At 63.9% G+C, this 12,440-nt stretch carries 6 protein-coding genes; 3 read left to right on the forward strand and 3 right to left on the reverse strand.

Annotation, left to right across the window (positions count from 1 at the left end; all coding sequences use genetic code 11):
• Window positions 1–358 precede the first annotated feature (358 nt).
• The gene (gene fadD1 / locus AC2CGW_RS22660) at window positions 359–2,056 is read left to right on the forward strand and encodes a long-chain-fatty-acid--CoA ligase FadD1 (RefSeq protein ID WP_186666884.1); all 1,698 of its coding nucleotides are present in this window, start codon (window positions 359–361) and stop codon (window positions 2,054–2,056) included.
• A 42-nt stretch (window positions 2,057–2,098) separates the two neighbouring features.
• On the opposite strand, the gene AC2CGW_RS22665 is transcribed toward fadD1, so the two are convergent.
• Together AC2CGW_RS22665 and AC2CGW_RS22670 are read right to left on the reverse strand one after the other, a co-directional pair.
• On the reverse strand, window positions 2,099–3,406 hold the full coding sequence (locus AC2CGW_RS22665; RefSeq protein ID WP_186711859.1) for an NAD(P)/FAD-dependent oxidoreductase: 1,308 nt from the start codon (window positions 3,404–3,406) through the stop codon (window positions 2,099–2,101).
• Between the two features lie 31 nt (window positions 3,407–3,437).
• On the reverse strand, window positions 3,438–4,802 hold the full coding sequence (locus tag AC2CGW_RS22670) for a glutamine synthetase family protein (RefSeq protein WP_186666882.1): 1,365 nt from the start codon (window positions 4,800–4,802) through the stop codon (window positions 3,438–3,440).
• Window positions 4,803–5,709: 907 nt separating this feature from the next.
• On the opposite strand from AC2CGW_RS22670, the gene hrpA reads away from it, so the two are divergent.
• Together hrpA and AC2CGW_RS22680 are read left to right on the forward strand one after the other, a co-directional pair.
• Entirely contained in the window at window positions 5,710–9,615 is a 3,906-nt protein-coding gene (hrpA, locus tag AC2CGW_RS22675) for an ATP-dependent RNA helicase HrpA (RefSeq protein WP_411384022.1), read from the forward strand.
• Between the two features lie 211 nt (window positions 9,616–9,826).
• Window positions 9,827–10,948 (forward strand): beta-ketoacyl-ACP synthase III, encoded by a 1,122-nt coding sequence (locus tag AC2CGW_RS22680; protein WP_186666880.1) that lies wholly within the window; start codon window positions 9,827–9,829, stop codon window positions 10,946–10,948.
• Between the two features lie 92 nt (window positions 10,949–11,040).
• Here AC2CGW_RS22680 and AC2CGW_RS22685 read toward each other — a convergent pair whose 3' ends face one another.
• Window positions 11,041–12,285: a putative porin gene (locus AC2CGW_RS22685; protein ID WP_186666879.1), complete on the reverse strand. Its 1,245-nt coding sequence runs from the start codon at window positions 12,283–12,285 to the stop codon at window positions 11,041–11,043.
• Window positions 12,286–12,440 lie beyond the last annotated feature (155 nt).

A 12,440-nucleotide genomic window follows, 5' to 3' on the forward strand; every position in this document is an offset into this window, starting at 1 on the left:
GGCGCGAAGCGGCCGTAGAACCTGGCACCGAGATTTATCAGGACGATCTCGACTGCCTGGCTTGCGGCCGCTTCGCGCCCGATCGCGGGACAAGCCCGCTCCTACAGCGACCGAGTCGGCTGCCGCACGCACCGCAATGCGACATTTTGATTAAATACTCTAGAAATGACTCATAGAGTTCATTGAGTCACTTTGGTGACTCTTGAGGCTTGCGAAGCCCTCTAGGCGACCCCAGGCAAAGCTGTTACTCTCGGCGCGCTTTCAGATGATGCGGTTTGCAATGAATCCCTTCATCTCATATCAATAATAAACGCATCGACGCGTGAAGAATTCGCTGTTGCTAAAGGAGTGGGCTTCCATGATCGAACATTTTTGGAAGGATAAATACCCAGCCGGAATTACGGCGGAAATCAATCCTGACGAATTCCCCAACATCCAGGCCGTACTGAAGCAATCCTGCCAGCGCTTCGCCGACAAACCGGCGTTCAGCAACCTCGGCAAGACCCTTACCTACGGCGAGCTGTACACCCTGTCCGGCGCTTTCGCGGCCTGGCTGCAACAGCACACCGACCTCAAGCCCGGCGATCGCATCGCCGTGCAACTGCCCAATGTACTGCAATATCCCGTCGCCGTGTTCGGTGCCATGCGCGCCGGCCTGGTCGTGGTCAACACCAACCCGCTGTATACCGCGCGTGAGCTGGAGCATCAGTTCACCGATTCCGGTGCCAAGGCCGTGGTGTGCCTGGCCAACATGGCGCACTTGGTCGAGAAGGTCCTGCCCAAGACCCAGGTCAAGCACGTCATCGTTACCGAAGTGGCCGACCTGCTGCCGCCGCTCAAGCGCGTGCTGATCAACAGCGTCATCAAGTATGTGAAGAAGATGGTGCCGGCCTACAGCCTGCCCCAGGCCGTGCGCTTCAACGATGCACTGGCCAAGGGCCGTGGCCAGCCGGTCATCGAGGCCAGCCCGCAAGCCAATGACGTGGCTGTGCTGCAATACACCGGCGGCACTACGGGTGTGGCCAAGGGCGCGATGCTGACCCACCGCAACCTGGTCTCCAACATGCTGCAGTGCCGCGCGCTGATGGGCTCGAACCTGCAGGAAGGCTCCGAGATCATCATCACGCCGCTGCCGCTGTACCACATCTACGCGTTCACCTTCCATTGCATGGCGATGATGCTGATCGGTAACCACAACGTGCTGATCAGCAACCCGCGCGACCTGCCGGCGATGGTCAAGGAACTGGGCAAGTGGAAGTTCAGCGGCTTCGTCGGGCTGAACACCCTGTTCGTCGCCCTGTGCAACAACGAAACCTTCCGCAGCCTGGACTTCTCGGCGCTGAAGGTCACGCTTTCCGGCGGCATGGCCCTGCAACTGAGCGTGGCCGAGCGCTGGAAGGCGGTCACCGGCTGCGCCATCTGCGAAGGCTATGGCATGACCGAGACCAGCCCGGTGGCGGCGGTCAACCCGTCCGAAGCCAACCAGATCGGCACCATCGGCATTCCGGTGCCGTCCACTCTGTGCAAGGTCATCGACGACAGCGGCCAGGAACTGCCGCTGGGAGAAGTCGGTGAGCTGTGCATCAAGGGCCCGCAGGTGATGAAGGGCTACTGGCAGCGCGAAGACGCCACCGCCGAGATCCTCGACAGCGAAGGCTGGCTGAAGACCGGTGACATCGCGGTGATTCAGCCGGACGGCTACATGCGCATCGTCGACCGCAAGAAGGACATGATCCTGGTCTCGGGCTTCAACGTGTACCCCAACGAGCTGGAAGACGTGCTGGTTTCCCTGCCGGGCGTGCTGCAATGTGCCGCGATCGGCGTGCCTGACGAGAAGTCGGGCGAGGTGATCAAGATGTTCATCGTCGCCAAGCCAGGTGTCACGCTGACCAAGGAGCAGGTGATGGAGCACATGCGTGCCAACGTCACCGGCTACAAGGTGCCGCGTTTCATCGAGTTCCGCGATGCCCTGCCGACCACCAACGTCGGCAAGATCCTGCGTCGTGAGCTGCGCGACGAAGAAATGAAGAAGCTTGGGCTGAAGAAGATCGCCTGATTCACACCGGCCCGCTCCTGCAAGAACGGGCCGGTTTTGGTTTCAGCGCAACTTTTCCAGCATCTGGTAGTACCACATCCCCACCGACAGCAGCGGATTGCCCAGCAAATCCCCCATCGGCACCTTGATGTGCTTGCACGCGGCAAAGGTGTCGAACTTCTCCAGCGTCCCGGTCAACGCCTCGGCCATGATCTCGCCCATGATGTGGCTGGTCGCGATGCCATGCCCGGAGTAACCCTGGCAGTACCAGACATTGTCCGACAGCTTGCCCAGCTGCGGGATGCGGTTGACCACGATGCCCATGGCGCAGCTCCACTTGAACTCGATCGGCACGCCCTTGAGCGCCGGGAAGGTGCGCTCGATGCAAGGGCGCAGCTCGGCTTCGATGTCCCGCGAATCACGCCCCGAATAGTTGGCGCCGCCGCCGAACAGCAGGCGCTTGTCGGCGGTCAGGCGGTAGTAGTCGAGGACGAAGCGACAGTCGTACACCGCCAGGTCCTCGGGGTTGATCTGCTCGGCCAGCTCGCCCAGGGGCGCGGTGGTCACGATGCCGCCCATGGCCGGGAAAATCTTGCCCTTGAGCTGGCGCTGTTCGAGCTTGTGGTACACATCGCCCGCCAGCAATACCTGGCGCGCCTCGATCCGGCCGTTGGCAGTGACCACCGCCGGGCGCGGACCGTGGACGATATCCAGCACTTCTGAATTCTCGAAGATCAGCGCGCCGAGGCTGTGCGCAGCCCGCGCCTCGCCCAGGCACAGGTTGAGTGGATGCAGGTGCAGGTTGCGCGTGTTCTTCAGCGCCCCGAGATACAGCGGGCTCTGCAGGTGGCGCGAGATGCCCTGGCGGTCGAGCAGTTGCACCTGGTCGCCCATCCCACGGCGCTGGGCCTCGGCTTCGAAGGCGCGCAGTTCCTCCAGATGCGACGGCTTCATCGCGGCATGCAGGTGGCCGCGCTTGAGATCGCACTGGATGCCGTAGCGCGCCACGCGTTGCTCGATGATCTGGTGCCCGCGCCAGCGCAGGTGCCAGATGAAATCGTCCACCTCGCTGCCGAGCCGGTCACGCATCTGCGTGCGCATGGCCTCGTCGCCGGACAGGCTGCCAGTCACCTGGCCACCATTGCGCCCGCTGGCGCCCCAGCCGATGCGATTGGTCTCGACGATGGCGACCTTCAGGCCGCGCTCGGCCAGCTCCACGGCGGTGGCGACACCGGTGAAGCCGCCACCGATGATCGCCACGTCTACCTGCTCGGTGCCCTTGAGCGTCGGGTACTCGGTCCTGTCGTTGAGGGTGGCGCTGTAGTAGGACGGTGCGCGCTGGGCCGGGCCGTTGTTCAGTGCTGCGTTCATGGGGTGTTCCTTGTTCTGAATAGGGTAGGGCTCAGGCCTGGTGCAGGTACCAGCGCCAGTCCTGTTCGCTGACTTCGGCCATGAACTGGCGGTATTCGGCGCGTTTGACTTTCAGGTATACCCCGAGGAAGGCATCGCCCAGCGCTTCGCGCGCCCAGGCCGAGTGCTCCAGTGCATCGAGGGCGGTGAGCCAGTCGGTGGGCAGGTGCTCGGTGGCCTGGGCATAGCCGTTGCCCTCGACCGGGGCACCGGGGTCCAGTTGTTCGCGAATGCCTTGGTGCGTGGCGGCGAGAATGGCCGCGGCAGCCAGATAAGGGTTGGCATCGGCGCCGCAGATACGGTGCTCGATGTGCCGGCTGGGGGCAGGGCCGCCGGGCACGCGCAGGCTCACGGTACGGTTGTCGACACCCCAGGTCGGCGCCAGCGGCGCATAGCTGTTGGCCTGGAAGCGGCGGAACGAGTTGGCGTTGGGGCAGAACAGCAGCAGCGAATCGCGCAGGTGGCGCAGCATGCCGGCCACAGCCTGGCGCAGCAGCGGCGTGCCGGCCGGGTCCTCGCTGGCGAACAGGTTGCGGCCTTCGCTGTCAGCCAGGCTCAGGTGCATGTGCATGCCGGTGCCGGCAATCTGCGCGAAGGGCTTGGCCATGAAGCAGGCCTGCATGCCGTGGGCGTGGGCCACGCCCTTGACCAGGCGCTTGTAGCGCACGGCCTGGTCCATCGCTGCCAGCGCATCGCCGTGCTCCAGGGTGATTTCCACCTGGCCGGGTGCGTATTCGGAAATCGCCGTGCGCGCCGGAATGCCCTGGGCCTTGCAGGCGGCATACAGGTCGGCGAGGAAGGGTTCGATCTGTTCCAGTTCACGCAGGCCGTAGACCTGTGTGCTGCGTGGCCGGCCGCCGTCGCTGTCGAGCGCCGGTTGCGGGCGGCCCTGGGCATCGCGCTGCTGGTCGAGCAGGTAGAACTCCAGCTCGCAGGCCATCACCGGGTGATAACCGTCGGCCTTCAGGGCCTCGATGGTGCGCAGCAGGACATGGCGTGGGTCGGCAATGCTGGCGGGCAGGCCTTCGCTGGGGTGCATGCTGACCTGCACCGCGGCGGTCGGCACCCGGCGCCAGGGCAGGCGCACCAGGCTGCCATCCAGGGGATAGGCGCGACAGTCGATGTCGCCGACATCCCAGACCAGGCCCGAGTTTTCCACATCGTCGCCATTGAGGGTCAGGCCAAGGATGGTGCTGGGCAGCGGCCGGCCGCTTTCATACACCGCCATCAGCTCGTCACGGTGCAGCAGCTTGCCGCGCGGCACGCCGTTGGCGTCGAGGATGAACAGTTCGATCAGGTCGATATCGGGGTTTTCGGCCAGAAAGCCGCGGGCTTGCTCGGGGTTGGCAAAGTGCATGGAGGCTCGCTCGCGCCCCTGTCGTTCAGGGGCGCACAAGACCACCGCGGGTTGACGCGGTGTGTCGGACGGATTCAGGCAGCCGCAGGGCTGCGGTAGGCGTCAATGGACAGCGAGCGAGGTATCCGGCGGGCGAGCATGGCGGCAGTGCCACAGGGCCCAGAAGGCGAGGATGACGTGGACCAACGGATTTTCACCGGCGCGGGCGCTGACCTTCGGCAGCGAAGGGCGTGACAGCGGGGGCGCGGTGATCGGGTCGGGAATCATGCCCTGGATACTCACATGGTGGGTAAGGTTGATTAAAGCAGTGAATGGCGACGTTCACTCCGCAGCTGGCTAAACATTTGCGCCGCTTGGTGATGGGGTTTCGGAGTAGTCCTACGAGCTGTTCAGACCGTAATGGATAGGGGTCCACAGTCCAGCAGCCTGATGCTGATCATTTAATCCGGGGTAGTGATGGCTGACGTCTTTGCAATTGGCTTCATCTGCATTCTCGCGGTAGGCGTCGACTGGCTATTCCGGTCTAGCAGGCTCCGAGTGTTCATGTATCTGGTTTTCATGGCAGCAGCGATTACGAGTTGCACGAAACTGGGTGAGCACGAAAACCTATTGCTCGACGGTTTGGTCTGGACCGTCTTTTTCACGATGGCTGGCACACGACTGCTGTTCAAGCGTTCGCGGTATTTCGAACGGGATCGGGGCTGATCGGAAATTGCCGGCGCGCGCGGTCGCGTAGGAGTAACTGTCTTGTTCAAAATCTGACAGCCAGCTCAGTCCCTGTGGGAGCGGGCTCGCCCGCGAAGAGGCCGGTACAGGCAGCAGAGAACCGCCAAATCTGCGACAATCGCGCATCCTCAAGAATGCCGATCATGCAAAAGCAGGCTCACCTGCATCATCAGAAAGCCCCATGACTGACCACGCCATCGACAAACTGCTGCAAAACCTCGACCACGCCATGATCGCCGACCGCCATCGCCTGCGGCGGCAACTGCACGAGCTGCGCAAGCGCCCCGACGAGGGCAAGCTGGCGCAGTGGGTGGAGAAGGTCCAGGCGTCCTGTGCCCAGGTCACCGCGCGCCAGCAGAGCGTGCCGAGCATCCGCTACGACGACAACCTGCCCATCGCCGCCAAGCGCGACGAGATCAAGAAGGCCCTGGCCGAGCACCAGGTGCTGGTGATCGCCGGCGAAACCGGCTCGGGCAAGACCACCCAGTTGCCGAAGATCTGCCTGGAACTGGGCCGCGGCAGTCATGGCCTGATCGCCCATACCCAGCCACGCCGGATCGCCGCGCGCAGTGTGGCGGCGCGGGTTGCCGAGGAGCTCGGCACACCGCTTGGGGCGCTCGTCGGTTACCAGGTGCGTTTCGAGGACCAGAGCGACTCGAACACCCTGGTCAAGCTGATGACCGACGGTATCCTGCTGGCCGAAACCCAGCACGACCGCTTCCTCGAGCGCTACGACACGATCATCGTCGACGAAGCCCACGAGCGCAGCCTGAACATCGACTTCCTGCTCGGCTACCTCAAGACCCTGCTGCACCGGCGCCCTGACCTCAAGCTGATCATCACCTCGGCGACCATCGACCTGGAGCGCTTCTCCAAGCACTTCGATGGCGCGCCGATCATCGAGGTGTCCGGCCGCACCTACCCGGTTGACACCTGGTACCGCCCGCTGACCAGCGAGCAGGACGAGGAGGGTAACCAAGTCGAGGATGACCTCACCGTCGATCAGGCGATCCTCGCCACGCTGGATGAAATCGCCCAGCACGAGCGCAGTCAGGGCAAGGGCCCGGGCGATGTGCTGGTGTTCCTGCCCGGCGAGCGCGAGATTCGCGATGCCGCCGAAATCCTGCGCAAGGCACAACTGCGCCACACCGAAATCCTGCCGCTGTACGCGCGCCTGACCCCGGCCGAGCAGCAGAAGATCTTCCAGTCCCACAGTGGCCGGCGCGTGGTACTGGCGACCAACGTCGCCGAAACCTCGCTGACCGTGCCGGGCATCCGCTACGTGATCGACAGCGGCACCGCGCGCATCAGCCGCTACAGCTACCGCGCCAAGGTCCAGCGCCTGCCCATCGAGGCGGTGTCGCAGGCCAGCGCCAACCAGCGTAAAGGCCGTTGCGGGCGGGTCGAGCCGGGGATCTGCATCCGTCTCTACAGCGAGGATGATTTCAACGGCCGCCCGGCCTTCACCGACCCTGAGATCCTGCGCACCAACCTGGCGGCGGTGATCCTGCAGATGCTGCACCTGCGCCTGGGCGAGATCGACGCGTTTCCGTTCATCGAGCCGCCGGATGGCAAGGCTATCAGCGACGGCTTCAACCTGTTGCAGGAGCTCTCGGCGGTCAACCGCGAGAACCAGCTCACGCCGCTGGGCCGCCAGTTGGCGCGCCTGCCGATCGACCCGCGGCTGGGCCGCATGCTGCTCGAAGGTGCCCGCCAGGGCAGCCTGCAGGAAGTGCTGATCGTCGCCAGTGCGCTGTCGGTACAAGACCCGCGCGAGCGACCGCCAGAGCGCCAGCAGGCCGCTGACCAGGCGCACGCGCAGTGGAAGGATGTCGATTCGGACTTCGCCGCGCTGGTCAACCTGTGGCGCGGCTTCGAGGAACAGCGCCAGGCGTTGACCGCCAACCCGCTGCGCAACTGGTGCCGCAAGCAGTTCCTCAACTACCTGCGCCTGCGCGAGTGGCGTGATGCGCACCGCCAGCTGTCGCTGATCTGCCGCGACCTGCAGTTGGCGGTGAACAAGGAAGCCTCCGACTACCAGCGGATGCACAAGGCGATCCTCAGTGGTCTGCTCAGCCAGATCGGCCACAAGACCGAAGAGGGTGATTACCAGGGCGCGCGTCAGCGGCGCTTCTGGGTGCACCCCTCGTCCGGCATCGGCCGCAAGCGCCCGCAGTGGGTGATGGCCGCCGAGCTGGTGGAAACCACCAAGCTGTATGCGCGCATGGTCGCCAAGATCGAGCCGGACTGGATCGAGCCGCTGGCCGGGCATCTGATCAAGAAGAACCATTTCGAGCCGCACTGGGAGAAGAAGCGCGGGCAGGTGGTCGCCTATGAGCAGATCACGCTTTATGGCTTGATACTGGTCGGTCGTCGCCCGGTGCACTTCGGTCCGATCGATCCGGTGACCTCGCGCGAGCTGTTCATCCGCGAGGGGCTGGTCGGTGGCGAGATCCAGTCCAGGGCCAAGTGCCTGTCGGCCAACAAGCGCCTGCTCGAGCAGCTCGACGAGCTGGAAGCCAAGGCCCGCCGTCGTGACATCCTGGCCGACGAAGAGACACTGTACGCGTTCTACGAGGCGCGCCTGCCCGAAGAGATCCACCAGACCGCGACCTTCGACAGCTGGTACCGGATGAACAGCCAGAAGGACGCCAACCTGCTGATCATGCGCGAAGAGGACGTGCTCGCCCGTGAGGCCAGCGAAGTCACTGCCGCGCAGTACCCGGACCACCTGCAGGTGGGCGACCTGCGCCTGCCGCTGAGCTATCACTTCGAACCCAATCACCCGCGTGACGGTGTCACCGTGCGGGTGCCTGCGCCCCTGCTGCCGAACCTGCCGGGCGAACGCCTGGAGTGGTTGGTGCCGGGGTTGCTGGAGGCCAAGTGCGTGGCCCTGGTGCGCAACCTGCCCAAGGCCTTGCGCAAGAACTTCGTGCCGGTGCCGGACTTCGTCAAGGCGGCATTGTCGCGCATGAGCTTCGGCCAAGGTGCCTTGCCGCAGGCCCTGGGCCAGGAGCTGTTGCGCATGACCGGGGCGCGGGTGTCCGACGAGGCGTGGGCCGAATCGGCCGGCCAGGTCGAAGGGCACCTGCGCATGAACATCGAGGTGGTCGACGGCCAGGGCAAGTTCCTCGGCGAAGGCCGCGACCTGGCTGAGCTGACCGCGCGTTTCGCCGCCGCCAGCCAGGCCGCCCTGGCGTTGCCACGCAGCGAGAAGACCGAACAGCCGGTGCAGGCCAAGGCCTTCGCCCAGGTGGCGCAGACTGCCCAGCAGAAGATTGCCGGCCTGTCGCTGACGGTCTACCCGGCACTGGTGGAAGACAACGGCGCGGTGCGCGAGGGGCGTTTCTCGACCCAGGCCGAAGCCGAATTCCAGCACCGCCGCGCGCTGCAGCGCCTGTTGCTGCAACAGCTGGCCGAGCCTGCCAAGTTCCTGCGCGGCAAGCTGCCGGGGCTGACAGAGCTGGGGCTGCTGTACCGCGAGCTGGGCCGGGTCGAGTCGCTGGTCGAGGATATCCTGCTGGCCAGCCTCGACAGCTGTGTGCTCGAAGGCGAGACGCCACTGCCGCGCGACGGCGCCGCACTGGCCTCGCTCGCCGAACGCAAGCGTGGCGACTGGGCCGAGCATGCCGAGCGGCTGGCACGCCAGACCCTGGAAGTGCTCAAGCTGTGGCATGGCCTGCAGAAGCGCTTCAAGGGCAAGATCGACCTGAGCCAGGCCGTGGCGCTGAACGATATCAAGCAGCAACTGGGCAACCTGGTCTACCCAGGCTTCGTGCGCGAGACGCCGGCGCAGTGGTTCAAGGAACTGCCGCGCTATCTGAAGGCCATCGAGCTACGTTTGGAGAAGCTGGGCTCGCAGGTGCAGAAGGACCGGGTCTGGAGCGGCGAGCTGGGCAACCTGTGGACACAGTACAAGACCCGCGCCGACAAGCATGCCCAGGAGGGCAAGCGTGACGCCGAGCTGACCCTGTATCGCTGGTTGCTGGAGGAGTACCGGGTGTCGCTGTTCGCGCAGCAGTTGGGGACGAAAGTGGCGGTTTCCGATAAGCGATTAAGCAAGCAGTGGAGTTTGGTGGAAGCCTAAATTCCCTGAATTGTGGCAATATTGGTGCAATTTGGGCCGCGTTGCGGCCCATCGCATGACAACCGCGCTCTCACTTTGTGGGAGCGGGCTTGCCCCGCGATCGAGGGCGCAGCCCTCGCTGACGATCTCAAGTTGGCACTAAAGTGCCATTAATCACAGCCCATCCCGGCCAACGCCCGACAGGCGCAGGCCACAGACCAGAGGAACGACCGTGCATAACGTCGTGATCAGCGGCACCGGCCTGTATACCCCGGCCCAGAGCATCTCCAACGAAGAACTGGTGGAATCCTTCAACACCTGGTCGCAACAGTTCAACGCAGACAACGCCGCCGCCATCGAGCGTGGCGAGGTCGAGCCGGCGCCGCTGTCCGACGCGGCGTTCATCGAAAAGGCGTCGGGCATCAAGAGCCGCTTCGTCATGGACAAGGCCGGCATCCTCGACCCGCAGCGCATGAAGCCACGCCTGCCGGAGCGCTCCAACGACGAGTACTCCATTCTTTGCGAAATGGCCGTGGCCGCCGCCCGCCAGGCACTGGAGCGTGCCGGTCGTACCGCTGCCGACGTCGACGGGGTGATCGTCGCCTGTTCCAACCTGCAGCGCGCCTATCCTGCGATTGCCATCGAAGTGCAGCAGGCCTTGGGTATCCAGGGCTTCGGCTTCGACATGAACGTGGCCTGCTCCTCGGCCACCTTCGGCATCCAGAACGCCGCCAACAGCATCCAGCTCGGCCAGGCCCGGGCGATCCTGATGGTCAACCCGGAGATCTGCACCGGGCACCTGAACTTCCGTGACCGCGACAGCCACTTCATCTTTGGTGATGCCGCTACTGCCGTGTTGCTCGAGCGCGCCGACCAGGCCACCTCGAAGCATCAGTTCGACATCGTCAGCACCAAGCTGCTGACCTCGTTCTCCAACAACATCCGCAACAACTTCGGCTTCCTCAACCGTGCGGCGGAGGAGGGTGAAGGCACCCGCGACAAGCTGTTCGTGCAGGAAGGGCGCAAGGTGTTCAAGGAAGTCTGCCCGATGGTCGCCGAGCTGATCGGCAAGCACTTGGCCGAGAACGACCTGCAGCCGTCCGACGTCAAGCGCTTCTGGCTGCACCAGGCCAACCTGAGCATGAACCACCTGATCGTCAAGAAACTGCTGGGGCGTGAGGTGAGCGAGCAGGAGGCACCGGTGATTCTCGACCGTTATGCCAATACCAGTTCGGCCGGCTCGGTGATTGCCTTCCACCTGTACCAGGATGACCTGGCCGAGGGGTCGCTGGCGGTGCTGAGTTCGTTCGGGGCGGGGTATTCGATTGGCAGTGTGATTCTGCGCAAGCGCTGATAACGGCGGCGGCCTTTTCAGCAGACGAAAAAAAGCGGGAAGCGCCGGATGGGGTCGGCACTTCCCGCTGAGCTACGCAGGGGAGCGTTCTTTTAGAACTTGGCTTCCAGGTCGACCTGCAGGGTGTCGACGTCCGCGTCGGTGTTCGGCAGCTGCGAACGGTCGGTCTTGGCCATCAGGTAAGCCGCGCCGACAGCGAAGTTCTTGTCGATTTCGTAACCGACCTTGAACTTGTGACCACGGTTACCGGTGAAGCCGTTACCGAAGTCGGAGTCGGTGAAGGCGCTGACCACAGCGTTGCGCTGCACGTCGCGGTAGTTGTAGTCCAGGCTCCAGGCGCCGAGCTTGGTCTTCACACCAGCCAGCCAGGCCTTGTCTTCGCCGTCGGTGCTTTCGGTGTTCTTCACGTACTGACCGTAGGCTGCCAGCGGGATGGCGAAGCCGGTGAAGTCGATCTGACCGAAGCCTTCCACCAGATTGAATTCGTTGGTGGTGTTGCCGAACTGACGCAGGGCAGCAGATTCCTTGTCGTTGTCGTAGCCGTAGATGCTGCCGCCAACGGTGACCTTGAGGGTGTCAGCCGGTGCGAAGCGGGCACCCAACTGGCCGTGGTACAGCTGGGCGTCGTGCTTGAACTGCACGCCGTCGCCGTCGACGTTGTCCTTGAGGGTGTACTGACCGGCGCTGCCGAACAGCTCGGCGCCGCCCAGGTTGGTCTTGTAGGTAACAGCCACACCTTCCGGGTTCAGGTCACTATCCCAGATGATGTCGCCCATGCTCACCCAAGGCTGCTGCATCTTGCCGCCGATCAGGTGCAGGTTCGGGATGGCGGTCGGGTGCCAGTCGAGGTAGGCCAGGTCGACCCACAGCGATTTCTTCTCGAAGTAGTTGTCCAGACTCTGGTTGGTCGAGCGGCCATCGGCGCTGCTGCCGGTGGCGATACGCACGCCAGCGTCAACCTGCGGGTTGATTTCGCTGTAGAAGCCGACGCGGGCACGGACGCGTTCGCGGTCCTGGTTGCCGCTGCCGCTGCGTGGGTTGTCGACGTTGACGTCTTCGTAACGCAGGCGCACGTCACCCTTGATCTGGGTCTTGGCGGCCCATGCCACTTTCTGTTCGAAGGAGCTCAGGCGTTCGGACTGTGCCTTCTGGTCGGCCTTTTCCTTGGTTTCTTTTGCCAGATCGGCCTGCAGTTCGCTGTACTGCGCCTGGTTGATCGAGCCGTTGGCGCGGAGCATTTCGAGCAGCTTGGCGTCGACTGCAGCACTGGCCGGGGCGCTCAGGGCCAGCATCATGCCGGTGAGGCTAACTCCGGTAAGTGTAGAAACAAGACGCATAAGGTTCTCCCTATTGGAAAAGTGTGGGGAGGCTTGTGTGCGCCCACCCCCAAGTTGGCATGTCTCCGGAAAAGGCCTGACTAGACAGGTTCTCGGCATCCGAAAAACAGGCGCAAGTATTGCGAGGGGGGATTACAGAATAATGTCTATTTAGT

It is taken from the genome of Pseudomonas sp. SYWMCR5, assembly GCF_057197165.1.

Excerpts from the sequence above, each read along its gene's own strand:
- fadD1 (WP_186666884.1), top strand. The coding sequence starts at position 359 with ATGATCGAACATTTTTGGAAGGATAAATACCCAGCCGGAATTACGGCG.
- AC2CGW_RS22665 (WP_186711859.1), bottom strand. The coding sequence starts at position 3,406 with ATGAACGCAGCACTGAACAACGGCCCGGCCCAGCGCGCACCGTCCTAC.
- AC2CGW_RS22670 (WP_186666882.1), bottom strand. The coding sequence starts at position 4,802 with ATGCACTTTGCCAACCCCGAGCAAGCCCGCGGCTTTCTGGCCGAAAAC.
- hrpA (WP_411384022.1), top strand. The coding sequence starts at position 5,710 with ATGACTGACCACGCCATCGACAAACTGCTGCAAAACCTCGACCACGCC.
- AC2CGW_RS22685 (WP_186666879.1), bottom strand. The coding sequence starts at position 12,285 with ATGCGTCTTGTTTCTACACTTACCGGAGTTAGCCTCACCGGCATGATG.